22 protein-coding genes are annotated in these 23,104 nt (G+C 64.8%); 13 read left to right on the plus strand and 9 right to left on the minus strand.

The genetic code is table 11. The features are described from left to right. Positions 1 to 3 precede the first annotated feature (3 nt). Positions 4 to 486, plus strand: coding sequence for a tRNA (uridine(34)/cytosine(34)/5-carboxymethylaminomethyluridine(34)-2'-O)-methyltransferase TrmL (gene trmL, locus J8I26_RS18380; protein WP_209608549.1), 483 nt, complete (start codon positions 4 to 6; stop codon positions 484 to 486). Positions 487 to 688: 202 nt separating this feature from the next. Here the strand turns inward: trmL and J8I26_RS18385 are convergent, their stop codons facing one another. The 4 genes from J8I26_RS18385 to J8I26_RS18400 all read right to left on the minus strand — a co-directional run bounded on the left by J8I26_RS18385 (position 689) and on the right by J8I26_RS18400 (position 4,621). Beyond that, positions 689 to 1,483, minus strand: coding sequence for an ABC transporter ATP-binding protein (locus tag J8I26_RS18385; RefSeq protein ID WP_209608550.1), 795 nt, complete (start codon positions 1,481 to 1,483; stop codon positions 689 to 691). Position 1,484: 1 nt separating this feature from the next. Beyond that, a complete protein-coding gene (locus tag J8I26_RS18390; RefSeq protein WP_209608551.1) occupies positions 1,485 to 2,378 on the minus strand; it encodes an ABC transporter permease in 894 nt (297 codons plus the stop codon). Between the two features lie 116 nt (positions 2,379 to 2,494). Beyond that, the gene (locus J8I26_RS18395) at positions 2,495 to 3,484 is read right to left on the minus strand and encodes an ABC transporter substrate-binding protein (RefSeq protein WP_209608577.1); all 990 of its coding nucleotides are present in this window, start codon (positions 3,482 to 3,484) and stop codon (positions 2,495 to 2,497) included. A gap of 162 nt (positions 3,485 to 3,646) precedes the next feature. Then, positions 3,647 to 4,621 (minus strand): ABC transporter substrate-binding protein, encoded by a 975-nt coding sequence (locus tag J8I26_RS18400; RefSeq protein ID WP_209608552.1) that lies wholly within the window; start codon positions 4,619 to 4,621, stop codon positions 3,647 to 3,649. Positions 4,622 to 5,026: 405 nt separating this feature from the next. Between J8I26_RS18400 and J8I26_RS18405 the strand changes: the two genes are divergently transcribed. Together J8I26_RS18405 and J8I26_RS18410 are read left to right on the plus strand one after the other, a co-directional pair. Then, the gene (locus tag J8I26_RS18405; protein WP_348635341.1) at positions 5,027 to 5,356 is read left to right on the plus strand and encodes a DUF2946 family protein; all 330 of its coding nucleotides are present in this window, start codon (positions 5,027 to 5,029) and stop codon (positions 5,354 to 5,356) included. 96 nt (positions 5,357 to 5,452) lie between these two features. Continuing rightward, positions 5,453 to 5,962, plus strand: a complete 510-nt coding sequence (locus tag J8I26_RS18410) for a copper chaperone PCu(A)C (protein WP_209608554.1) — start codon at positions 5,453 to 5,455, stop codon at positions 5,960 to 5,962. 95 nt (positions 5,963 to 6,057) lie between these two features. Here the strand turns inward: J8I26_RS18410 and rfaE2 are convergent, their stop codons facing one another. The 4 genes from rfaE2 to J8I26_RS18430 all read right to left on the minus strand — a co-directional run bounded on the left by rfaE2 (position 6,058) and on the right by J8I26_RS18430 (position 9,955). Then, entirely contained in the window at positions 6,058 to 6,540 is a 483-nt protein-coding gene (rfaE2, locus tag J8I26_RS18415) for a D-glycero-beta-D-manno-heptose 1-phosphate adenylyltransferase (RefSeq protein ID WP_209608555.1), read from the minus strand. 124 nt (positions 6,541 to 6,664) lie between these two features. Beyond that, positions 6,665 to 7,519, minus strand: coding sequence for a diiron oxygenase (locus J8I26_RS18420; protein ID WP_209608556.1), 855 nt, complete (start codon positions 7,517 to 7,519; stop codon positions 6,665 to 6,667). 140 nt (positions 7,520 to 7,659) lie between these two features. Beyond that, positions 7,660 to 8,544, minus strand: coding sequence for a PhaM family polyhydroxyalkanoate granule multifunctional regulatory protein (locus tag J8I26_RS18425; RefSeq protein ID WP_348635340.1), 885 nt, complete (start codon positions 8,542 to 8,544; stop codon positions 7,660 to 7,662). Between the two features lie 121 nt (positions 8,545 to 8,665). Then, positions 8,666 to 9,955: a branched-chain amino acid ABC transporter substrate-binding protein gene (locus J8I26_RS18430; RefSeq protein ID WP_209608558.1), complete on the minus strand. Its 1,290-nt coding sequence runs from the start codon at positions 9,953 to 9,955 to the stop codon at positions 8,666 to 8,668. Between the two features lie 151 nt (positions 9,956 to 10,106). Here J8I26_RS18430 and J8I26_RS18435 point away from each other — a divergent pair, with 151 nt between their 5' ends. From J8I26_RS18435 to J8I26_RS18450, 4 genes are all read left to right on the plus strand, one after another. After that, positions 10,107 to 11,225: a DUF3108 domain-containing protein gene (locus J8I26_RS18435; RefSeq protein ID WP_209608559.1), complete on the plus strand. Its 1,119-nt coding sequence runs from the start codon at positions 10,107 to 10,109 to the stop codon at positions 11,223 to 11,225. A gap of 288 nt (positions 11,226 to 11,513) precedes the next feature. Continuing rightward, entirely contained in the window at positions 11,514 to 12,293 is a 780-nt protein-coding gene (locus J8I26_RS18440; protein WP_209608560.1) for a DUF3108 domain-containing protein, read from the plus strand. A 110-nt stretch (positions 12,294 to 12,403) separates the two neighbouring features. Continuing rightward, positions 12,404 to 13,150, plus strand: coding sequence for a 7-cyano-7-deazaguanine synthase QueC (gene queC, locus J8I26_RS18445; protein ID WP_209608561.1), 747 nt, complete (start codon positions 12,404 to 12,406; stop codon positions 13,148 to 13,150). 41 nt (positions 13,151 to 13,191) lie between these two features. After that, positions 13,192 to 14,379 (plus strand): serine hydrolase, encoded by a 1,188-nt coding sequence (locus J8I26_RS18450; protein WP_209608562.1) that lies wholly within the window; start codon positions 13,192 to 13,194, stop codon positions 14,377 to 14,379. 116 nt (positions 14,380 to 14,495) lie between these two features. Here the strand turns inward: J8I26_RS18450 and J8I26_RS18455 are convergent, their stop codons facing one another. Then, positions 14,496 to 16,811, minus strand: coding sequence for a penicillin-binding protein 1A (locus J8I26_RS18455; protein WP_209608578.1), 2,316 nt, complete (start codon positions 16,809 to 16,811; stop codon positions 14,496 to 14,498). Between the two features lie 566 nt (positions 16,812 to 17,377). Here J8I26_RS18455 and pilM point away from each other — a divergent pair. The 6 genes from pilM (at position 17,378) to J8I26_RS18485 (ending at position 23,065) form a co-directional block, all read left to right on the plus strand. Further along, positions 17,378 to 18,292, plus strand: a complete 915-nt coding sequence (gene pilM / locus J8I26_RS18460) for a pilus assembly protein PilM (RefSeq protein ID WP_280868851.1) — start codon at positions 17,378 to 17,380, stop codon at positions 18,290 to 18,292. Then, positions 18,289 to 18,864 (plus strand): pilus assembly protein, encoded by a 576-nt coding sequence (locus J8I26_RS18465; protein ID WP_209608564.1) that lies wholly within the window; start codon positions 18,289 to 18,291, stop codon positions 18,862 to 18,864. Before pilM ends, J8I26_RS18465 begins: the two co-directional genes overlap by 4 nt. Then, on the plus strand, positions 18,861 to 19,490 hold the full coding sequence (gene pilO, locus J8I26_RS18470) for a type 4a pilus biogenesis protein PilO (RefSeq protein WP_209608565.1): 630 nt from the start codon (positions 18,861 to 18,863) through the stop codon (positions 19,488 to 19,490). Before J8I26_RS18465 ends, pilO begins: the two co-directional genes overlap by 4 nt. Further along, positions 19,487 to 20,158, plus strand: coding sequence for a pilus assembly protein PilP (locus tag J8I26_RS18475; RefSeq protein WP_209608566.1), 672 nt, complete (start codon positions 19,487 to 19,489; stop codon positions 20,156 to 20,158). Before pilO ends, J8I26_RS18475 begins: the two co-directional genes overlap by 4 nt. A 17-nt stretch (positions 20,159 to 20,175) precedes the next feature. Then, positions 20,176 to 21,882 carry a type IV pilus secretin PilQ gene (gene pilQ / locus J8I26_RS18480; protein ID WP_245200402.1) on the plus strand — a complete coding sequence of 569 codons (1,707 nt, stop codon included), beginning with the start codon at positions 20,176 to 20,178 and terminating at the stop codon, positions 21,880 to 21,882. Positions 21,883 to 21,949: 67 nt separating this feature from the next. Beyond that, entirely contained in the window at positions 21,950 to 23,065 is a 1,116-nt protein-coding gene (locus J8I26_RS18485; RefSeq protein ID WP_209608568.1) for a site-specific integrase, read from the plus strand. Positions 23,066 to 23,104 lie beyond the last annotated feature (39 nt).

Raw genomic sequence — 23,104 nt, forward strand, 5'->3', positions numbered from 1 at the left:
TTTTTGTTCCACGTCGTACTGGTCGAGCCCGAAATCCCCCCCAACACCGGCAACGTCATCCGCCTGTGCGCCAATACCGGCGCGCAGCTGCATCTGGTGGAGCCGCTCGGCTTCCCGCTGGACGACGCCAAGATGCGCCGCGCCGGCCTCGACTATCACGACTACGCGACCATGCTGGTGCACCCCGACTGGGAGGCTTTCCTGGCGCACCGCCGCGAAGACCCGCAGTTCGACGAGGCGCGTATGTTCGCCATGACCACGCACGGCTCCACGCCCTTCGCCGGCCTCGCCTTCCAACCGGGCGACACCTTCGTGTTCGGCTCGGAGACGCGCGGCCTGGCGCCGGCGCTGCGCGAGTCTTTCCCCACCACCCAGCGCATCCGCCTGCCGATGCGTCCGGACAACCGCAGCCTGAACCTGTCCAACACGGTGGCGGTGGTGGTCTACGAGGCGTGGCGGCAGAACGGTTACGACGGCGGCAGTTAAGTACAGGTGCCGGAATCTGGTTTGTCGTTCCTGCGAAAGCAGGAACCCAGCGGCGTATGGAATTCACCTCGCAGCTTGAACGACGCTGGCCCCCTGCTTTCGCAGGGGCGACCAAGCTAAGGTTCAAGCACCATGACACCAATGAAAAACGGCTCCCGCGGGAGCCGTTTTTCATTTGAAGCGAGGATAAGAACAGTAAGACTCAGCCCAGCAGCAAGGCGTCGTCCGACAGCTTCTCGCCACGCGTCTGCTCGAACATCTTCAGCAGGTCCGGCACATCCAGTCCGGCGCGTTCCTCGCCGGAGACGTCCAGCACCACGCGCCCCTGGTGCAGCATCACGGTGCGGTCGCCGTAATCCAGCGCCTGACGCATGCTGTGCGTGACCATCATGGTGGTCAGCTTGCTTTCGGCCACGATCTTGGCGGTCAGCTCCAGCACGAAGGCGGCGGTCTTGGGGTCGAGCGCGGCGGTGTGCTCATCGAGCAGCAGGATGCGCGACGGTTGCAGCGAGGCCATCAGCAGGCTGACGGCCTGGCGCTGACCGCCGGACAAGAGGCCGATGCGGTCGGCCAGGCGGTTTTCCAGACCCAGGTTGAGGATGGACAGCTTCTCGCGGAACAGCTCGCGCATCTTGCCGCGGATGGCGAAATTGAAGCCGCGACGGCGGCCGCGCGCCATCGCCAGCGCCATGTTTTCCTCGATGGTCAGCGCCTCGCAGGTGCCCGCCATCGGATCCTGGAACACGCGCGCCACCATGCCGGCGCGGTCCCACGCCTGCTTGCGGGTGACGTCGGTGCCGTCGATTTCAATCTTGCCCGAGTCCATCAGCAGGTCGCCCGAGATGGCGTTCAGGAAGGTCGACTTGCCGGCGCCGTTGGAGCCGATCACGGCCACGAATTGGCCGGTCGGGATTTCCAGCGACAGGCCGCGCAGCGCCGGGTTTTCGATCGGCGTGCCGGGATTGAAGGTGATCTTGAGATCGCTTGCTTTCAACATCTCAGGCTCCCTTCTTCAACAGTTTCAACTTGCGCTTGCCCATCGGCAGCACCAAGGCCAGCATCACCAGCACCGCGGTCACCAGGTTCAGGTCCTGCGCCTGCAGGCCGATGAAGTCGCTGTTCAGGGCCAGCGCGATGAAGAAGCGGTACAGGATGGCGCCCAGGATCACGGCCAGCGTGGTCCACACCAGGCGACGCGCCGGCAGGATGTTCTCGCCGATGATCACGGCGGCCAGGCCGATGACGATGGTGCCGATACCCATGGAGATGTCGGCGCCGCCCTGGGTCTGCGCGAACAATGCGCCGGCCAGCGCCACCAGGGCGTTGGCCAGGGCCATGCCGGCCAGGGTGGCCGCGCCGGTGGCGATGCCCTGGGCGCGCGCCATGCGGGCGTTGGCGCCGGTGGCGCGCATGGCCAGACCGATTTCGGACGAGAAGAACCAGTCCAGCAGCAGCTTGGCGGCGATCACCACCACCAGCAGGATCAACGGACGGCCGACGTAGTCGGGGATCCAGTCCGGCTGCAGGATGGTGAAGATGGTCGGCTCGGAGATCAGCGGTACGTTGGGCTTGCCCATCACGCGCAGGTTGATCGAGTACAGCGCGATCATCATCAGGATGGACGCCAGCAGATCCATGATCTTCAGGCGCACGTTCAGCCAGGCGGTAATGAAACCGGCCAGCGCGCCGGCCAGGATGGCGACGAAGGTGGACAGGAACGGATCATAGCCGGCCGCGATCATGGTCGCGGCAACCGCGCCGCCCAGGGGGAAGCTGCCGTCGACGGTCAGGTCGGGGAAGGTGAGAATGCGGAAGGAAATCAGCACTCCGAGCGCGACGAGGCTGAAAATCAGGCCGATCTCCAGTGCGCCCAGCAGGGTATACAGCGACATAAAAGGACTTTCTTAAAAAACACATTCGGCATTGGCGCGGTACGCTAATGCCGAATGTCTTCTGCTTCGCGCCGGTCGCCGCGTGGATAGCGCGACGGCCGGCGATGCACGGCAGATCAGTTCAGGACCTTGGTCGCCGACTTCAGGAAGTCGGGCGACAAGGTCACGCCCTGCTTCTGCGCAGCCGAGGTATTGACGTAGAGCTCGAGGTTCTTGCTGGGCGAAGAGGCGATATCGCCGGCCTTCTCGCCCTTCAGGATGCGCACCACCATCTTGCCGGTCTGGCGACCCAGGTCGTAGAAATTCACGCCCAGCGCCGCCACGGCGCCGCGCTTGACGCTGCCGGTGTCGGAGGCGATCAGCGGGATCTTGGCGTCGTTGCAAACCTTGGCCAGCGACTCGAATACCGACACCACGTTGTTGTCGGTGGTGGTGTACATCACGTCGATCTTGCCGATCAGGCTCTTGGCAGCCGGAGCGACGTCCACCGAGCGCGGCGCGGCAGCTTCCACCAGGGTGATGCCGGCTTTTTGCAGCTCGCCCTTGATGTTGTTGAGCGCCGAGACCGAATTGGCTTCGCCCGGATTGTAAACGACTCCGACCCGCTTCGCATTGGGCACCACGCGCTTGATGATCTCGACCTGCTTGACCGGATCCAGCATGTGCGACATGCCGGTCACGTTGGTGCCGGACGGCTTCCAGTCCTTGACCAGCTGTGCGGCCATCGGGTCGGCGATGGCCGAATAGACGATGGGAATGGTCTTGGTGGCGGCCACCATCGGCTGCGCCGACGGGGTGCCGATCACCACGATGGCGTCAGGATTGTCGCCCACGAACTTCTTGGCGATCTGGCCTGCGGTGCCGGCATTGCCCTGCGCGCTCTGGAAATCCCACTTCAGGTTCTTGCCCGGCTCGAAGCCTTCGGCGATCAGCTCGTCCTTGGTGCCGTCACGCACGGCGTCCAGCGCCGGGTGCTCGACGAAGGAGGTCACGGCGACCACTTTCTCGGCGGCCAGCGCAGAAGCGCATACGGCAGAAAGCGCGAGCGCGCCGGCGATGGCGCGCAACGATTTGGAAATTGCAAACACAGTCCACTCCTCATTCATGGCGGTCGGCGCTTCGGCAGCCTGCACTGCGTCGCTCCTTGTTCATATAGACAATAGAAAACAGTGCTGCAGGAAACCTCGGACGCCAGATAAGACGATCCCGCTCGTATGGGCAATCACAAGCGGGATATCGTCGGATGCTACGTCAGGCGCTACTTTAACTTATTGCTTGATCACGGTCTTGGCGGAATTGACCAGTTCCGGCGACAGGGTCACGCCCTGCTTCTGGGCAGCCGCGGTGTTGACGAACAGCTCCAGCTTGCTGCTGGTGGCCGAGGCGATGTCGCCCGGCTTTTCGCCCTTCAGAATACGCGCCACCACCTTGCCGGTCTGGCGGCCCAGGTCGTAGTAGTTCACGCCCAGTGCAGCGATGGCGCCGCGCTTGACGCTGTCGGTGTCGGACGCCACCAGCGGGATCTTGGCGTCGTTGCCGACCTTGACCAGCGCCTCGTAGGCCGAGACCACGTTGTTGTCGGTGTTGGTGTAGATCACGTCGACCTTGCCGATCAGGCTCCTGGCGGCGGTACCGACGTCAACCGAACGCGGCGCGGCGGCTTCCACCAGGGTCATGCCGGACTTGGTCAGCAGTTCCTTCAGGGCCTTCACGACCACGGCCGAGTTGGCTTCACCCGGGTTGTAGACCATGCCCACGCGCTTGGCGTTGGGCACCACGCGCTTGATCAGGTCGACCTGCTTGTCCAGCTCCAGCACGTCGGACACGCCGGTGACGTTGGTGCCGGAAGCCTTCCAGTCCTTGACCAGCTGGGCCGCGACCGGATCGGTCACGCCGGAGTAGACCACCGGGATCGACTTGGTGGCGGCTACCAGCGCCTGGGCCGACGGGGTAGCGATGGCCACCACCGCGTCCGGCTTGTCGCCCACGAACTTGCGGGCGATCTGGGCGGCGGTGCCGGTGTTGCCCTGGGCGCTCTGGTAATCCCACTTCAGATTCTTGCCGGCTTCGAAGCCTTCATCCTTCAACTCATCCTTGACGCCGTCGCGGATGGCGTCCAGCGCCGGGTGCTCGACGATGGCCGTGACCGAAACCGCCTTGTCCGCCGCCATGGCGGGGGCTGCGCACACGGCAGCCAGGGACAGGGCGCCGACCAAGGCGCGCAGCTTGAAGTTGTAGGACATGAAGTCTCCCTTGGGAAATTTAGAAAAATTGTATGGAATACTCGGAAAGACGCTAAGTCTAGCCTAGCGCACCTCAACAATCAATTTGCACAGCGCCAACGCGCACACCCGTTTGCAACGCGCCCGGCCGGCCTCGCGTTCGCCTGGCGGCAGGGCGTGAAAACCGCTCGGACAGGCCGTCGATGCCGCCCATCGGCGCCCATTCGCACGCCCCGGGATGCCGATGCGCCGCCCCGCCGATGAAAAAACTCGCATTCCGTTGCCATATCCGCTATTGCGCCAGCGCAGGGCGGCAGCCGCGACCGGGCGCTATAATCCCCCGTCATGCCCTCCCGCCCTGCCCACCAGCCCGCCCAACGCCCAGACACGCGTCACCTTTCGTGGCATGTGCCGCAGATGGGACGCATGCTGCTTTGCCTGTCGCTGGCGCTAACGATGTTCGCAGCCCCTTGGTGGCAGCAGCTGGCAGCACGCGGCAGCGCCACCAGCGATGTGGCGGCGATGGCGATCTGCAGCGTCGGCAACAGTACATCCGGCGGCGGCCCCGCCCATCCGGCCGCCGGCCACTGCCAGCTCTGCAGCGGCGGCCAGTGGCAACATGCCTTGCCGGCGTCCGGCGTTGCCATCGCGTGGGCCGCCGGCGCCAGCTACCCGCTGCCCCAGGACGCGCGCGCGCAAGGCCGCGCCCGCCTGGCGCCGGGCAACCCGCAGGCGCGGGCGCCGCCCGTGGCCTGACGCACGCCGGAACGAAAAACGGCCGTCACGGCCTGAGCGCGCTTGCCGCAAGACCGGCCCGCTCCCCCACCGAACACACCAAAAGGACTAAACAATATGAAGCAATTCCTCCAACGCGCCACCGGCATCGCCGCGGCCGCCGCCCTGCTCGCCGCAGCCCCGCTGTCGCAGGCGCATGAATACAAGCTGGGCCAGCTGGAAATCGGCCATCCCTATGCGCGCGCCACGGTGCCCGGCCAGCCGGCCGGCGGCGCCTACTTCAGCGTCGAAAACAAGGGCAGCGCGCCGGACCGCCTAGTGGCCATGTCCTCGCCGGTGGCCAAGTCGACCGAGCTGCACACCATGGCCATGGAAGGCAACCTGATGAAGATGCGTGAAGTGGACGGCGGCCTGGAAGTCAAACCCGGCCAGAAGATCGCCATGCAGCCGGGCAACGGCTACCACGTGATGCTGATGGGCCTGTCCAAGCCGCTCAAGGCGGGCGACAAGGTGCCGCTGACCCTGACCTTCGAGAAGGCCGGTAAGGTCGACGTCACCGTGAATGTGGAAGATGCCGCGGCAGGCGCGGCCGGCAAGGATGACATGAAGGGCCACATGCACCACTGATCCGTGCATGCGCGCGCGATCGCGTAAAAAAAACGACAAGGCCGGCAGCGAGCGTCAAGCTCCTGCCGGCCTTGTCGTTTGCGGAAAGCGGATGCTCAGCCGGCCAGCTTGCGCACCTTGGCCAGCAACTTGGTGGTGGAGCGATCGTGCTCGAAGGCGATCGCCAGCACCTGGCCGCCGTAGGCCGCCACGGCGCGGCCTTCGGGGATGGCGTTCATGTCGTAGTCGCCACCCTTCACGTAGATCTCGGGCCGGGCTTCCTGCACCACTTCCAGCGCGGTGTCTTCATCGAAGGGCACCACCAGCGAGATCGACTCCAGCGCCGCCAGCACCGCCATGCGGTCTTCGCAAGTGTTGATGGGGCGGTCGTCGCCCTTGCCCAGGCGCTTGACCGAGGCGTCGGTATTGGCCGCCACCACCAGCGAGGCGCCTTGCGCGCGGGCCTGCGCCAGATAGGTGACGTGGCCGCGGTGCAGGATGTCGAACACGCCGTTGGTCAACACCACCGGCTTGGGCAACCGGGCCACGCGCTCCTTCAGTTGTTCGCGGGTGCACATCTTGTCTTCGAAATCAGCCATGCGGGTCCTGGAATCGGTTCTTGCGGCGCCGTGGCCGCCAATGAAAAAAGCCGCACCTGTGTGCGGCTTTCGATTGTACTGCGTCAGGGCGCGGCCCGGCGAGGCCGGGTGCGTCCTCAGGCCATCAGGCCGGCGCCACTTCGCCGGGCACCATGCGCTGCACGATTTCCTTGCGGTAGCGGTTCAGCTCCTGCACGTTGCCGAAGGTGCGCTCGAACAGCAGCGACATGTTGTGCAGGATGCGATCGACGACCTTCTTTTCCCATTCGCCGTCGAACTTGATCTGGGTGTCCAGCCATTGCTCCAGCCATTCCGGATCCGGCAGGCGGCTCTGGACGGTGTCGTTGGGGAACAGCGCCTGGTTCACGTGCAGGTTGGTCGGGTGCAGCGGCTTTTCGGTGCGGCGGGCCGAGGCCATGAGCACGCCGATCTTGGCGAAGGCGGCGCGCGCCTTGTCGCCCACTTCGTTCAGGGCCTTCTTCATGTAGCGCAGGTAGGCGCCGCCGTGGCGGGCTTCGTCCTGGCTGATGATCTTGTAGATCTGCTTGATGACGGGCTCGGTGTGCCAGTCGGCGGCGCAACGATACCAGTGGTTCAGGCGGATCTCGCCGCAGAAGTGCATCATCAGGGTTTCCAGCGGCGGCGCGGGATCGAACTCGAAGCGCACGTTGTGCAGCTCTTCTTCGGTCGGGACCAGCTCGGGGCGGAAACGGCGCAGGTATTCCATCAGCACCAGCGAGTGCTTCTGTTCTTCGAAGAACCATACCGACATGAATGCCGAAAAATCGCTGTCGCCGCGGTTATCGCGCAGGAACATTTCGGTCGCCGGCAGCGCGGACCATTCCGTGATCGCATTCATGCGAATGGTCTGGGCCTGTTCGTCGGTGAGCAGCGAAGCGTCGAACTTGTCCCAGGGAATATCCTTATCCATATTCCAGCGGACCTGCTCGAGCGATTTGAACAATTCAGGGTACAGCATCTCAGTGTTTGCCTATTTGCGTTAAGTGTTTGATTTTAACAAGATTTTTCCCTTATCCATACTAAAACCCTCAGGTTTCAGGAATATGACAAACACCACGAACCCGGGCTGGTGGACCTGGGCTCTGCCATGGCGTGGATTCAAGGGGAGGTTGGCTTGCGGGGGGCTGGCTTCTTGTTTTGCCGGGATTGTACAACAGCAGCCCGGGCCGACGCGCTCGTATTTGCCGCGCTTTTCGGCACTTTCCCAGCGGCTGGTTTGCCGCTGGCGGCCTTGCCCGGCTTGGACACCGCCTTGCCCGCCCGGGAAACGCTGGCCGGCTTGGCCTTGGGCGCAGCCGCTCGCGCCTTGGGCTTGGGCGGCGTCACTGTCTTATTTTTGCTACGTTTGGCCGATTTTGCCGCTTTCGACGCTTTTGACGTCCCCGCCGCGGCCGCCGGCCTGACCGGCTTCAGCAACGGCTCCTGTTCCGCCTGGACGCTGCTCATGGCGTTACCCACGGCATGCTTGAACTGCTCCTGCAGCACGTTCCACCAGGCGTTGGGATTGGCCATGGCCGACTGGAAGTCCGGCAGTGCGCCGGCCGGCGCTTCAGGCGCTTCAGGCGCCTCGGGCGCGGCATCGGCGGCTTCCGGTTCCGGCTCGGGCTCCTCCGTCGGCGCCGCGGCTTGCGGCTCGGCATCGGCGGCCGGCGCATCCTGCTGCGGCGACGCACCCGGCCACATCGGGAAGCCGAACGGGAACGGCGACCCTGCGGCGGCGCCCTCCTCTGCTTCGGATGCCGGCGTGCCCTGCGACGCCATGATCGCGCTCATCGCCTGCAGCGTCGACAAGGTTGCGCTCTGCACTTCCATGGTCTGGATGGTGGCCTTGAGCATGTTGAGATTCAGTTCGAGCCAGGAAGCCACCGTCTTCAGATCGGAGATCTTCTTGTTGATGTCCTCCACCGACAGCGAAGGCGTGACCATGGACGGCGCGCCCATGCTGCCCCAGATCTGCTTCATGAAATCGATGGTATCGGCCACCGAGCCTGCGCCCGGCATCTTTTCCTGGTTCAGCATTCAACGCTCCTGATAGGGGGAAACTGGAACTGTCTGCAAACACCGCGCGCCGCCGCATCCGGCCGGCGCGCGAGAAAAACTCCGGTCAGCGCGCCGGACGCTGCATCTTGCACGAGGTCGGCAACACGGTCTGCTCGGCCGGGATGAAGCGCTCGGTGCGGAAACCGTAACCGCTGCCCTCGTTGTCGAAGCGGATGCCGCCGCTGTCGGCGCGCTGCATCTGCATCAGGTACAGCGGCTGGATCAGCTGGTGGTCGGCCGCGCGCATCGTGGCGCTATGAAACGCGCTCTGATAATGCGCGCCTTCCAGCGCATATGCAACCGCACGCGGGTCGGCACTCTTCGCCTTTTCGATCGCCGCGGCCAGCATCTCGATCATCACGTGCATGCGCAGGTACATATAGTCATCCTTGGCTTGCGGATAGCGCTTGCGATACTCCTGATAGAAGGCGTCGCTGGGCGAATTAGGCGTGCCGCCGGCGTTCGGGTGCCACTCCGCGACCGCGCGCACGACGCCCACGCCGGCGTCGGCGATCGCCGCCGGCGCGCCCAGGCTGTTGGCGTAGAAGGTGTAGAACTTGGCCTTGAAGCCGGCGTCCTTGGCGGCCTTCACCAAGAGCGTCAGATCGTTGCCCCAGTTGCCGGTGATGACCGCATCGGCCCCGGCGCTCTTCATCTTGGCGATGTAGGGCGCGAAGTCCTTGATCTTGCCGATGGGGTGCAGCTCGTCGCCGACGATGGCGATGTCGGGTCGTTTGGAGGTCAGTTGCTCGCGCGCAGCCTTGGCCACCTGGCGGCCGAAGCTGTAGTCCTGGCCGATGATGTAGACGCGTTTGGTCTTGTCGTCGGCCTTGATCGCCTCGGTCAGCGCCTGCATGCGCATGTCGGCGCTGGCGTCGAAGCGGAAGTGCCAGAAGCTGCACTTCTCGTTGGTCAGCGCCGGATCGACCGCGGAGTAGTTCAGGAACAGCACGCGCTTGTCCGGCTCGCGCTGGTTGTGCTTGTTGACCGCATCAACCAGCGCGGCGGCCACCGCCGAGCTGTTGCCCTCGATCAGGAAAGAAATGCCCTGGTCGGTCAGCTGGCGGAACTGCACCAGCGAGTCCTCTACGCCCAGCTTGTTGTCGAAGGTGGAGAGCTGCAACGGATGCTTGCCGTCCGGCAGGCTCACGCCGCCGCGCGCATTGACGCGGTCGATGGCGTAGCTGATGTTGCGCACCACCGCTTCGCCGGCATTGGCGAAGGGGCCCGACAGGCCGTCGATCATGCCGATGCGGATGGGCGCAGGGGCGGCATGCGCCGCGAGGTTCAGGGTGCAGGCCACGATGGCGGCGCACAGGGTGACAAGCAGTTTCGGTTGCAAGAATTTCTTCATCGATATCCAGTTAGGGAAGCGCACGGCCATCATCAGGTTTCATTGGCCGGAGGCGGCGGCGCGCGCAAGCCGCATTGTACGTTGTTTGAAATGCCGCCCGACTTAACACCGCCCGGGCGACGTGCACGGCGCGATCCGATAAACTGGCGGCATGACCGATGTTTCCCGCCCTCAGAAACGCTGGCCGCGCGTGTTGCTGCTGATCGCGCTGTCGCTGGTGCTGCACCTGCTGCTGGTGGACTGGAGCAAGCGCCACCTGATCACCCGCAGTGCGCAGGACGACCGCGTCTTCACCGTCGAACTGCGCCCGGTGCCGCCGCCGCAACAGCCGGTCTCGCTGCCGCAAGCCAGACCGCCCGCCGCCAAAAGCGCGCCGAAAAAGACCGCGCCTGCGCGCCGCGCGCCATCGCGGCAGGAATCGATAGAACCGCCCGACGAGCCGATCCGCGAAACGGTAGAAAAGATCGAGACCCAAGCGGCGGCACCCGCTGCATCGACACCGGCAACGGCCGACGCCGGCGCGGCTTCCGGTGACGACAAGAACGCCGGCGACGGCAATGCCGACGGTCCCGTGCAAGCCGCCGGCGAGCCCGCCAATACTGCCGGCGCCCACTACAACACCAACCCGCCGCCGACCGCGCGCCTGGAGTATGACGTACTGGCCAGCTACAACCAGATGCCGGTGCACGGCTACGGCACGCTGGACTGGAAGACCGACGGCAAGACCTATCGCCTGGACGGCAAGGCCGAGGACTTCCTGTTCACCTTCCTCAATTTTTCCAGCAGCGGCGACATCGACGGCTTCGGCGTCTCGCCCGAGCTGTACACCGAGAAGCGCATGCGCAAGTCGGCCACCAACACGCACTTCAACCGCGAGCGCAACACCATCAGCTTTTCCTCCTCGACCGAAAGCTATCCCCGCAACGGCGGCGAGCAGGATCGCGCCAGCCTGATCTGGCAACTCTCGGCGATCGGCCGCGGCGATGCCGGCAAATACCAGATGGGCGCGGTGATCGACCTGTTCGTGGCCGGCGCACGCGACGGCGAGGTGTGGCGCATCCAGGTGCTGGGCGAGGAAAACATCAAGCTGCCCATCGGCGAACTGCACACCTGGCACGTAGTGCGCATGCCCAAGCCCGGCTCGTACGACCAGCGCATCGACATCTGGCTGGCGCCGCAGCACGAGTGGTATCCGGTGCGGCTGCGCTACACTGATCCGCGCAAGGATGGCGACTTCCTGGACATGGCATTGTCGGAAGTGAAGCACTGAAACACCGGCACAAGCACCGGCCAGCCAGGCGAAGTTGCATGGGTCCATGCCCGACATGGCAAGTCCTGTCAAAATCGGAAACAATTGAGAACAATTCGACACCCGAGGGCGCAGAACCGCGTGCCCCGGCACCGGTCGTAGCTGAAGAGGCGCAGCAGGAAGGGCCGGCGCCTTGAAAGTGCGGCGGATGCCCCGACTTGTTGCTGTATCCGCCTGACGTGTCCGATCGCGGCGCCCTCGCCCTGATCTGCCCACACCATCCATAGAGACCAATACGAAGAGCTCGCCATGACAACATTTTTCCCCGCACGCCTGCCCAAACCCGCTGCCATCGCCGCCCTCGCCCTGTCGGGCCTGGTGGCCGCCGGCCTGACGCACGCAGCCGATGCCGCCCACCCGGCCGAGAAGCGCGCCTTCAACCTGCCGCCCTCGGCCGACCTGAACTACTCCATCGACGCCAAGCAGAGCGGACTGGACGTCAAAGGCCAGGGCCTGGTGAAGTGGAGCAACGGCAAGACCTCATACAGCGTCAACACCGAGACCCGCGCGATGCTTCTGGGCAAGATCCTGGAAACCAGCAGTGAAGGCGCGGTCGACGCCTACGGCCTGGCGCCGGATCGTTTCGTCGAGAAACGCCTGCGCCGCGATCCATCCACCACCACCTTCAACCGCGAGCAGAACAAGATCACCTTCACGCAGTCCAGCGAGAGCTTCCCGCTGCAGGGTGGCGAGCAGGATCGTACCGGCATCACCTGGCAACTGGTCGCGGTGGCCCGCGCCAACGCGGCCAAGATGACGCCGGGCTCGGAATGGAAGTTCTTCGTGGCCGGCCCGCGCGACGCCGAACAATGGACCTTCAAGGTGGTCGGCCGTGAAAAGATCTCCACGCCGCAAGGCCAGACCGAGGCCGTGCACATCTTCCGCAATCCGCCGCCTGACAACCAGGCCCAGAAGCTGGACATCTGGCTGGCGCCCAAGATGGAGTGGTATCCGGTGCGCCTGAAATTCACCGATCCGGACGGCGACTATATCGAGCAGACGCTGGATTCGGTCCGGAAAACCAACTAAGCTGACAAGCAATCCCTGCGCGGGGCCTGCACCGGCGGCATGATGCCGGTGCAGGCCCCGCGCCGTTGTATCCCCACTATTCCCCCATTCTGATTTTTTGCAGGTAACCCATGTCCGACCTTTCTCCCGACGCCGTCGCCCCCACCGTCAAGACCCAAAGCGCGCTGGTGCTGTTCTCCGGCGGCCAGGATTCCACCACCTGCCTGGCCTGGGCGCTGTCGCGCTACCAGCGCGTGGAGACCATCGGCTTCGACTACGGCCAGCGCCACGCCATCGAGCTGGCCGTGCGCCCGGCGCTGCTGGAAAAGATCAAGGGCTTCTCGCCGGAATGGGCCTCGCGCCTGGGCGAGGATCACATGATCGACCTCGGCCTGATCGGCGCCATCTCCGACACCGCCTTGACGCGCGACGTCGAGATCGCCATGAACGACAACGGCCTGCCCAACACCTTCGTGCCCGGGCGCAACCTGCTGTTCATGACGGTGGCCGCTACCCTGGCCTACCGCCGCGGCCTGAACGTGCTGGTGGGCGGCATGTGCGAGACCGATTTCTCCGGCTACCCGGACTGCCGCGACGACACCATGAAGGCGCTGCAAGTGGCGCTGAACCTGGGCATGGCCACGCAACTGAAGGTGGAAACCCCGTTGATGTGGATCGACAAGGCCGAGACCTGGGAACTGGCCGAGTCGCTGGGCGGCGCGCCGCTGGTAGACCTGATCCGCGCCGACACCCACACCTGCTACCTCGGCGAGCGCGGCGCGCTGCATGACTGGGGCCACGGCTGCGGCACATGCCCGGCCTGCGCCCTGCGCGCGCGCGGCTACCAGCAATACGCCGCGCGCAAAAAAGCGGCCTGATCCGGCACAATGGCGGGATCAGGAATCCTCCCACTCCCGTCATGTCCCAACGAAAAACCTCCCGGCTGTTCGCTTATGGCGCCGCCGCGCTGCTGGTGCTGCTGGCCGCCGCCGAAGCCGGTCGCCGTGCGGCCGACCTGCCCAGCCTGCCGGCGCTGGTCGACCTGCAGTTCGACCTGACGCCGCGCAGCCAGAGCTACAAAGTGTTCGACGCCACCCCGATCGCGCGCTCGACGCATCCGGCGCCGCTGGCCACCGAACTCAAGCCGCTGGACATCGCGGTGCCGTGGAAGGACGGCGCGACGCTGAAGGTGACGGACTTCCTCGTCGCCACCCATGCCCACGCCTTCCTGGTGGTGCAGGACGGTCGCGTGGTCTACGAACGTTATATCGACGACTTTGACGCCAGCTCGCGCTTCGCCTCGTTCTCGGTGGCCAAGTCCTTCGTCGCCACGCTGACCGGGGCGGCGCTGGCCGAAGGCAAGCTCAAGTCGTTGCAAGAGCCGATCTCCCACTACCTGCGGCCCGACGAGATCTCGCCCGCCTACGCCGGCATCACCATCGGCCAGTTGCTCGCCATGCGCTCCGGCATCGACGTCGACGAACGCTACGGCGGCTCGCTGACCTCGCCGGTGGTGCGCATGTTCGTCACCACCAACCTGAACGCCTTCATCGCGCGCCGCCACGGCCTGCGCTTTGCGCCCGGCTCGCGCTTCGAATACCGCAGCATCGACACGCTGGTGCTCTCGCGCGTGCTGGCGCGCGCCACCGGCATGCGCCTGTCGGACTACGCGCAGCGCACCCTGTGGGAGCCGCTGGGCATGGAGCAGGACGCCAGCTGGAGCGTGGACAGCAGCGAACATGGCATCGAGAAAGCCTTCTGCTGCATCAACACCACCGCGCGCGACTTCGCCAAGCTCGGCCTGCTCTACCTCAACGACGGCCGCGCCGGCGGCCGGCAGATCGTCGCCCCGGCGTGGACCGGCGAGCCGCGCCAGCCGGTCAATGAGGGCAATGTCCTCGACTACCGCGACGGCTGGTGGATCCCACCGGGCAACGCGGCCGACCGCGACTTCTCGGCCATCGGCGTGTTCGGCCAATACATCTACGTCAACCCGGCCACGCGCACCGTCATCGTCAAACTCTCCGACCATGGCGTGGAACAGGACGAGGTGCTGAGCTTGCTGGCCATGCGCAGAATCAGCCACTACGTTTCCGGCAAGCAGTGACGGGAAGACGACTTCAAGGCCTTCCCGCCGCCCGCATCGCCCCATGAAAAAAGCCGCCTGTCTTGCAACAGGCGGCTTTTTTACGATCGACGCAATGATCGGAACATTCAGAACCGTCAGAACAGCTCGTTCTTCATCTGCGTCTTGGCCTTTTCCTCCTCGGGTGAGAGGGCCGAATGGTCGCCCATGCCCAGGTCGCGCACCATGGCACTGGGTGGGTATTCGGCGTAGTAATACTCGCCGTTGGATTCGATCACGCCGTCAGGCACCTTGCGGTCGACGTTGGGCACGTCCTTCAATGCCTTGGACATGTAGCTGATCCACACCGGCAGCGACAGGCCGCCGCCGGTTTCGCGGTCGCCCAGGCTCTTGGGCTGGTCGTAGCCGATCCAGGCGATCGCGGTCAGGCCCGGCTGATAGCCGGCGAACCAGGCATCCATCGAGTCGTTGGTGGTGCCGGTCTTGCCGGCCAGGTCGGTGCGCTTCAGCGACAAGGCCTTGACCGCGGTGCCGTGGCGCACCACGTCGCGCAGCATGCTGTCCATGATGAAGGCGTTGCGCGCATCGATGACGCGGTTGGACTCGTCGTCGGCGGTGGCCGGCTTGGCCTGCGAGAGCACCTCGCCGTTGTTGTCGGTGACCTTGGTGATCAGGTAGGGATTGATCTTGTAGCCGCCGTTGGCGAACACGGAATACGCGCCCACCATCTGCAGCGGCGTCACGTTGCCCGCGCCCAGCGCCAGCGTCAGGTAGGGCGGGTTCTTGTCGGCGTCGAAGCCGAAGCGGGTGATGTACTCCTGCGCATATTTCACGCCGACGCGCTCCAGGATGCGGATCGAGACCAGGTTGATCGACTTCTGCAACGCGCGGCGCATCGAGATCGGACCTTCGAACTTGCCGCCGTAGTTCTTCGGCTGCCATACCTGGCCGCCGGTCTGGGTGAAGGTCAGTGGCGCATCGTTGATGATGGTGGCCGGCGACAGCCCCTTCTCCAGCGACGAGGAATAGATGAACGGCTTGAACGACGAGCCCGGCTGGCGCCATGCTTGCGTCACGTGGTTGAACTTGTTGCGGTTGAAGTCGAAGCCGCCCACCAGCGAGCGGATCGCGCCGTCATTGGTGTTGACCGAGACGAAGGCCGACTCGACTTCCGGCATCTGCGTGATGATCCAGCTCTTGCCGTCCTGGAACACGCGGATGATGGCGCCGCGGCGGATCTTCTTCTGCGGCGGCGCCTTGTCCGACAGCAGGTTGGCGCCGAAGCCCAGGCCCGAACCGGAGATCGAGATCTCCTCGCCGGTGGCCAGCATGGCGGTGATTTCCTTGGGCTTGGCCTCCAGCACCACGGCGGAGACCATGTCGTCGCTGTCCGGATGGTCGGCCAACTCCACTTCGACGGCGTCTTCCACCGCTTCCTTGGAGCCGCCTTCGGGCAGGTCCATGTAGCCTTCCGGACCGCGATAGCCGTGGCGGCGCTCGTAGTCGATGATGCCGCGGCGCAGCGCCAGGTAGGCGGCGTCCTGGTCGGTCTTGGTAATGGTGGTGAAGACGTTCAGGCCGCGCGTGTAGGTCTCGTCCTTGTACTGCGAATAGATCAGCTGGCGCGCCATTTCGGCCACGTACTCGGCGTGCATGCCGAAGGCGGTGCTGTCGCCCTTGACGCGCAGTTCTTCATCCTTGGCCACCAGGTATTGCGGCTCGGTGATGTAACCCAGCTGGCGCATGCGCAGCAGAATGTACTGCTGGCGGGCGTGCGCGCGTTTGGGATTGACCACCGGGTTGTAGGCCGACGGCGCCTTGGGCAGGCCGGCCAGCATCGCCGCCTCGGCGATGGTGAGGTCCTTCAGTTGCTTGCCGAAATAGATCTGGGCGGCCGAGGCGAAGCCATAGGCGCGCTGGCCCAGATAAATCTGGTTCATGTAGACCTCAAGGATCTGGTCCTTGGTCAGGTTGTTCTCGATCTTCCAGGCCAGCGGGATCTCGTAGAAGAACTTGCGCGTGGCCTTCTGCAGGAAGGTCGGCTCGTTGCTGGTCAGGAAGAAGTTGCGCGCCACCTGCTGGGTGATGGTCGAGGCGCCGCCGCCGCCGCCGGACAGGTTGGAGAACGTGGCGCGCGCAATGCCCTGGTAGTCCACGCCGCCGTGCTCGTAGAAGCGGTCATCCTCGATGGCCAGCACGGCCTTCTTCATGATGTCCGGGATGTCCTTGAAGTGCACCAGGTTGCGACGCTCCTCGCCGAATTCTCCGATCAGCACGCCGTCGGCCGAGAAGATGCGCAGCGGGATCTTGGGACGGTAGTCGGTCAGGGTGTCGAGGTCGGGCAGCTTGGGATAGGTCAGGGCGACGATGAAGGTCACGCCCAGCAGCACCATCACGGCCAAGCCGAGGACGGTGCCGAACAGGCCCAGGACGATACGGAGCGACCAGTGCAGGCGCTTGCGCGGCGCTTTGTCCTTGACCGGATCCGGCTTGCCGGCCGGTGCCGGGTTCGGTTTATCGCCAGCGTTGGAAGGTGAAGACATGCGAGATAAGCGAGATATACGAATAAAACAGCAAAAAACGGCAAACAATGCGCGGCCAGCCAGGCGGCTGCCGATCCACGAGGACCCGGGGCGGCCGCTGCCGCGTTTTCGAAAAACAAGGTCGCATTATAGCGGCTCCCCCCTGCGGCCCATGCCGCGCGGCGACAGGCGCCGGGATGCGGCCCGCCGCTGGCGCACGGCGAACACGGATCGGCTTCGATCTGCCTCCATCTTGCCCCTAACCGGCGAAATCGCCGGACAAAGCGCGGCAGCCGGCAAATCGGGCCTGATGTTGCATTTAGACCAAACTGCATTTGACCGGATCACACGTCGCGGTTCCCTGCGAGGCTCCTTGTCCGGCGCAATTCATTTGCCCTGGAATTTTCAAGTTTCGTCTATTGCCCGCGCACAGGCCGCGGCCGAACAATCGACGGCTCACCCCAGACACCTCACCTCTTCCCGCGAGGCATTGCCGCATGGTCTTCCGCACGCTGTCACTGCTCCCTGCATCGGTTCCGAAACGCCATGCGTGCGTCGGCCTGGACATCGCCCCCGGCCGGCTGCGGATAGCGGTGATGCGCCGGCAAGGCGGCCGCCTGCACCTGCAACGACTGAGCGAACAGGCAATGGAAGAAGGCCTGGTGCAGGACGGCCAGATCGGCGACTTCGAGCTGCTGGCCCATGCTTGCCGGCAGGTGCTGCAACGCCATGCCCCCGACGCCGGCGCGATGGCCATGGCGGTTCCGGCCAGGGCGGCGCGCGCCATCCGGCTGGTGCTGCCTGCGGCATCGAACGAGGTGCAACGCCTGGCGCAAGTGCGCGCCGGGCTGGCCGCCCATGGCCTGGCGCTGGAAGAGCAGGCGCTGGATTACCAGGTGCTGGGGCCGCGGCGCAATTCGCCCGGCGATGTCGACGTGATGGCATTGGGCGTCCCGGCGCTGATGGTGGAAGACCGGCTGGCCCTGGCCGACGCGCTGGCGCTGCCGTTGAACGCGATGCCGGCCGACGGCTGGTGCCTGCCGCGCTTCCTGCGCGAGGCAGACGGTGACCACGCTGCGGTGCTGCACCTCGGCGCGTCCGGCAACTGGCTGTCGCCCCATGCCGCCGCCTGCTTGCCGCTGGCATGGCGATCCACACATCCCCTGGCCGCACTGGTGCAGGAGCTGGCCCCGCTGCTGCGCCCCGCACCGCGTCGACTGCTGCTCACCGGCGACTACGTCGGTCTTGACGCGGCGACCGAGGCCCTGCGCAAGTACGCCGGCCTCGATGCCGCCATCCCGGCGCTGCCGCCCGGCATCCTGGTCAGCGACATGTACGCTGCGGCGCTGCGACCGGCGGAGCTGGCGCCCTTCCACTGCGCGCTGGCGTTGGCGGCCGAAGGTCTGGCATGAAGTCCGGCTTCGATTTCTCTCGCACGCCCGGGCAACGCCGTCGCGCTCGCGAGCATCGCTTCTATCGTCACCTGGCCGGCGCTGCCCTGCTGGGCGTACTGCCGGTACTGGCGCTGGGGTGGCGCATCGACCGCCACAGCGAGCACCTGGAGGCCGGCAACCTCCTGCTGGCGGCAGAGCTGCAGGCGCTGCAGCCGCAACAGCAGCAAGCCGGCAGCGCCAGAGAGCACATCGCCGCGCTGCAAACCCGCTTGTCCGGGCTCAATGCCCTGGAGCAGCGACGCATGCAAGCCGCTCGCCTGCTACGCGCCTCAGCCCGGGCCGCGATGCCGTCGGCCCGGCTCTATCGCATCGCGCTGCTGGACCAGCGCGCCGAGCTGCGCGGCCACGCCGGGGAAACGCGCGAAGTGCAGGCCTTTGCCGAAGCGCTGTCGCATGCCGGACTGGACGGCGTAGCGGTGCAGGATCTGCGCATCGCCAAAGGCGGCGACGCGCCCGGCGAACAAGGCCGCTATGACTTCACCCTGGCCGCGCCCTTGCTGCCGGCATGGCCGGCAGGCGCGCGGCCATGAACATTTCCCCGGCCGGGCTGACGCATCCCGCCCACTGGCGACCGCTGGCGCGCGCCACCCTGCTCGCGGCGATCGCGCTGCTGTGCGCGGCAAGCGGGCTGTTGCTGTACACGGAAGAACGCAGCGCGCTGCGCCAGGCGGCAGACAGCCAACGCTCTCAATTGCAAGGCCAACTGAAAGCCGCATTGCGCAGCAGCGCCGGCCTGCCCGCACTGCGCCGGCAGGAGGGGGAACTGGTCATGCGCCTGGCTGCGGCCGAAGAACAGGTCTGGCCGCGCACGGGCGACACCTCCGCCTTGCTGCAGGCCAAGCTGGCGCGCCGGGCCGAAGAGTGCGGCCTGGCCCTCGAATCCTTCCGACCGCGCGCAACTGCAGCGACGGCGGCTGCGCCCGGGATGAACAATATCCCCGATCCGCCCGGCAAGCCTGCCGGGGCGGACATCAGCCTGAGCGGCAACTATGCGCAGCTGTTGCGCTTCGTCGAGCTGATCACCGCCGCGCCGATGGCGGTAATGATCGACGCCATGGACATCTCCCGCATCGAACGCAACGGCGGGGCCATCCTGCTCATGACCGCCACCGTGACCCTGCCCGCGCCACCCGACCACAACGAAGGAAAACCATGAATGCCTCGCGTGCCGTTGCCCTCACCGCCATATTGGCGCCGCTGGCCGGCGCATTCGCCGCCGGCAGCGTCGTCCCGGCCGGGGAAGATGCGGCCATTCGCGCCTGGATCGCCGAAGCCAGACGCGAAGCCAAGCCCAACATGGGTGAACGCTTGCCCGCCGCCACCACGCCGCCCGTGCCTGCTCCGAGGGATGAACCGCCCATGACAGCCGACAGCCAGACGGATCCCTTCGGGCTCGCACAGACCCAAAGCCGTCCGGCAAAGGAGCAGCATGCACGCCGCCGTCCTGCAGAAGGCGACGCGGAGGAGGACGATGACCAGACGGCGACGCCGGCAAGCGCGCCGCCGCCGGCCGTCCGCGTGCTCGGCACGCTGCTGCAGGCCGACACTGCCTGCGCGGTGTTGCAGATCGACGGCGCCAGCTATCGCGTGCGGGTCGGCGACACGCTGCCGGCGCAGTTGGGTCGCGTGCTGCAGATCGCCCAAGACTCGGTAGAAATTTCCAGCGCCGGCACGCCCCGCCTGTTGACGTTCGGCAGTACCCAATCCCGGAGCGCTTCAACGGCGTCCGGCGTGAAATCCGGCGCGGCATCAGACACGACATCAAACACAACCTCGCGGCGTGCCGGCAAGCGTCGTCTGTTCACGCCGGGAGCGCGCGGATGACCTGCCGGGCTACGCTGTTGCTCCGTCTCCCGCTGCTCATCGTCCTTGCCATCGCATTGCCCTGCACCGCCCTGGACAACCGGCTGGAAGCCGTTCGCATCCAGCACGATGCCAGCACTACCGTGCTTGACCTGCGCTTCACGCAGGCAGTGGACGCCGGCCGGATCGGAGAATTTTCCACGCTCGCACCGCCGCGCCTGGTGCTGGATTTCCCACAGGTCGAGCTGGCCGATGGCGTCGACAAGCGCCTGCCAGCGAGCGGCATCCTCAGCCGGGCCGTGCTGGCAGGCGACCAGCAGCGCCTGCGCCTGCAACTGGACTTGAAGCAGGCGGCGACCCACCTGTTGCAGGCGGACGGCCGCAATCTGCATATCGAACTGCGCGAATTGCGAACGCCAAACGACGCGCCGGCGACGAACCCGCAGCAAGCCGTCAGCGGTATCGATTTCCGGCGCGGCCCCACCGGTGAAGCCAAGCTGTCGCTGGAGCTGCCGTCGGCGCAGAGCACCGTCAACGTGCGCCAGCTGGGTCAGCAGATCGTGGCCGACATCCCCGACGCGCAACTGCCGGCCAGCCTGCAGCGTCGTCTCGATGTCGGCGACTTCGCCACGCCGGTCGCGCGCTACTCGGTCATGCGCCATGAGGGCGGCACGCGCCTGGTGATCGAGCCGCAGGGACTGTGGCGTTACAACGCCTACCAGGCCGGACGCCGTTTGCTGATCGACGTCATCCCGGTGACGCCGTCGCCGCACGGCATCACCGGCGGACGCGACTATCGTGGCGAGAAGTTGTCGCTGAACTTCCAGAACATCGAGGTACGCGCCGCGCTGCAGGTGCTGGCCGACTTCACCGGCCTGAACATCATCGCCAGCGACGCCGTCGGCGGCCAGCTGAGCCTGCGCCTGAAGGACGTGCCCTGGGATCAGGCGCTGGACATCATCATGCAGGCGCGCGGGCTGGACATGCGGCGTAACGGCGACATCGTCTGGGTCGCGCCGCGCGAGGAGATGCTGGCGCGGGAAAGGCAGGCGCTGGAGCAAAAGGCCATGATCGCCGAGCTCGAACCGCTGCAGGCCGAAGTCTTCCAGCTCAACTATCAGCGCGCCGACGCCTTCCGGCGCGTGTTCGGCATCGGCGACGACGGCACGGTGCTGGCCGAACGCCGCAACGCCCTGCTGTCGCGGCGCGGCAGCGCAGTGGTCGACGTGCGCACCAACCAGCTGTTCGTGACCGACACCATGGCCGTGCTGGCCAATATCCGCAAGTTGCTGGAGCGGGTCGACATCGCCGCGCGCCAGGTGCTGATCGAGGCGCGCATCGTTGAGGCCGACGACAGCTTCGGGCGCAACCTCGGCATCAAGCTGGGCCTGTCGGCCAAAACGAATGGCGCGGCCATCGGCAACTCCTACGCCGGCGTCGGCGAGCTGTCCGGGCAAACCCCGCCCGCTCCCGGCACCTATCTGAAAGAGCCGGCCGTCAACCTGCAGGCCCAGGCCATCGACGGTGTGGCGCCGGGCAGCTTCGCCTTCACACTGTTCAACGCGGCCGCGCGGCGCTTCCTCAACGTCGAGTTGTCGGCGCTGGAGACCGAGGGGCGCGGCAAAATCGTCTCCAGTCCGCGCGTGATCACCGCCGACCAGCAGGCCGCGCTGATCGAGCAGGGCGAGGAGATTCCCTACCAGCAATCCACCAGCAGCGGCGCCACCGCCACCGCGTTCAATTAGGATAAGATGATATTGTCTGCCTTCAAATCACATAAATATCAAGTTTCATATAAAAAACTGTCTATTTATGGTCTCAGTTGTCTACTCAAGCTTATCTCCCCCTCCTGCGGGCACCTTTGGTCGGCCGTCGCTCACTGTTTTGAATGAATTAAAGTCTATTGACATAGCCTTTGATCTCTCAAGCAAACAGAGCTTCCCGATCTTCATTTCTGCTCTGGGGGAAATAATCTGGTCAGCCACTATCTGGATTCATACCGCAGGGATTCGATCTGCCAGCGGTTCGAGAAAGACCATTCAAACTTATACCGAGCACATGGTTTGCTGGCTGAGCTTCTTGGAGAGGTACACATCAAATATCCTCGAATCGTCCATTGACTCACTAGACGACCGCATTGAAAACGCAACGCAAGAGACACTATTCGCGTTTAGAAACGAGATGCGCGACGAAATCTCTGAGAGAACAGGTAAGCCGCTCGAAACCGCAACCATCAATGCTCGTACTGGCGCAATAGATCGGTTCTATATCTGGGGGGATAAAAAAGGCTTTTTCTCATCGAGAATTAGGTCTTCCCCGAGTCAGTACTACTCTGGCTATCTGGACGATCAAGCCAATGACGGTTACAGACTCAAACTAAATCAGGACGTGCAAATACCGCAATTAGTCCCGATATCTACTTTTCACAGACTTATCTCATTGGCCACTGAGTCGGAACGACTCGCATATCGCTGGATTCTAAGTACCGGTGCACGACGTGGCGAAACTTGTGCAATCAACATCGGAGATGTTCCAGATGCCAGCAACTCCGATCCCTCTGAGACCCCGATATTTGATATTCGATTACGTCGTAAAGGCGGCAAACGCGCTCCGTTGAAGGTGCCGTTTCATCTAGTGGAAGAACTGAACTGGTACATCGCTTTAGAAAGGTTGCCGGAGCTAAGAAGAAGAAAAATCCCCGCTCATGAAATTGGCACGCAACCGCTATTTGTAAATTCGGAAGGAAATAGATTCTCTGGCGATCTTTTCGGAAAACGCTTCAAGGCATATGCGCGTCAATGCGGAATCGTTTGCACCCCGCACGATCTGCGTCATACATACGCGGTGTGTGCGCTAAAAATGTTAGATGCTATGGCTCGAAAGGGAAGAATTGTTGATTTGCTCGCAGAATTGACCCTCTCCAATTGACCCACCTTCCACTGCCTTCCAAAGGCAGCCACACGGTCG

The organism is Herbaspirillum sp. LeCh32-8 (assembly GCF_017814915.1).
Taxonomy (GTDB): domain Bacteria; phylum Pseudomonadota; class Gammaproteobacteria; order Burkholderiales; family Burkholderiaceae_D; genus Herbaspirillum.

Excerpts from the sequence above, each read along its gene's own strand:
- J8I26_RS18395 (WP_209608577.1), bottom strand. The coding sequence starts at position 3,484 with ATGAATGAGGAGTGGACTGTGTTTGCAATTTCCAAATCGTTGCGCGCC.
- J8I26_RS18440 (WP_209608560.1), top strand. The coding sequence starts at position 11,514 with ATGACAACATTTTTCCCCGCACGCCTGCCCAAACCCGCTGCCATCGCC.
- J8I26_RS18450 (WP_209608562.1), top strand. The coding sequence starts at position 13,192 with ATGTCCCAACGAAAAACCTCCCGGCTGTTCGCTTATGGCGCCGCCGCG.
- pilO (WP_209608565.1), top strand. The coding sequence starts at position 18,861 with ATGAACATTTCCCCGGCCGGGCTGACGCATCCCGCCCACTGGCGACCG.
- J8I26_RS18420 (WP_209608556.1), bottom strand. The coding sequence starts at position 7,519 with ATGCTGTACCCTGAATTGTTCAAATCGCTCGAGCAGGTCCGCTGGAAT.
- J8I26_RS18485 (WP_209608568.1), top strand. The coding sequence starts at position 21,950 with ATGGTCTCAGTTGTCTACTCAAGCTTATCTCCCCCTCCTGCGGGCACC.
- J8I26_RS18385 (WP_209608550.1), bottom strand. The coding sequence starts at position 1,483 with ATGTTGAAAGCAAGCGATCTCAAGATCACCTTCAATCCCGGCACGCCG.
- J8I26_RS18390 (WP_209608551.1), bottom strand. The coding sequence starts at position 2,378 with ATGTCGCTGTATACCCTGCTGGGCGCACTGGAGATCGGCCTGATTTTC.
- J8I26_RS18435 (WP_209608559.1), top strand. The coding sequence starts at position 10,107 with ATGACCGATGTTTCCCGCCCTCAGAAACGCTGGCCGCGCGTGTTGCTG.
- J8I26_RS18465 (WP_209608564.1), top strand. The coding sequence starts at position 18,289 with ATGAAGTCCGGCTTCGATTTCTCTCGCACGCCCGGGCAACGCCGTCGC.
- J8I26_RS18405 (WP_348635341.1), top strand. The coding sequence starts at position 5,027 with ATGCTGCTTTGCCTGTCGCTGGCGCTAACGATGTTCGCAGCCCCTTGG.
- pilM (WP_280868851.1), top strand. The coding sequence starts at position 17,378 with ATGGTCTTCCGCACGCTGTCACTGCTCCCTGCATCGGTTCCGAAACGC.
- J8I26_RS18430 (WP_209608558.1), bottom strand. The coding sequence starts at position 9,955 with ATGAAGAAATTCTTGCAACCGAAACTGCTTGTCACCCTGTGCGCCGCC.
- J8I26_RS18410 (WP_209608554.1), top strand. The coding sequence starts at position 5,453 with ATGAAGCAATTCCTCCAACGCGCCACCGGCATCGCCGCGGCCGCCGCC.
- J8I26_RS18400 (WP_209608552.1), bottom strand. The coding sequence starts at position 4,621 with ATGTCCTACAACTTCAAGCTGCGCGCCTTGGTCGGCGCCCTGTCCCTG.
- rfaE2 (WP_209608555.1), bottom strand. The coding sequence starts at position 6,540 with ATGGCTGATTTCGAAGACAAGATGTGCACCCGCGAACAACTGAAGGAG.
- queC (WP_209608561.1), top strand. The coding sequence starts at position 12,404 with ATGTCCGACCTTTCTCCCGACGCCGTCGCCCCCACCGTCAAGACCCAA.
- J8I26_RS18475 (WP_209608566.1), top strand. The coding sequence starts at position 19,487 with ATGAATGCCTCGCGTGCCGTTGCCCTCACCGCCATATTGGCGCCGCTG.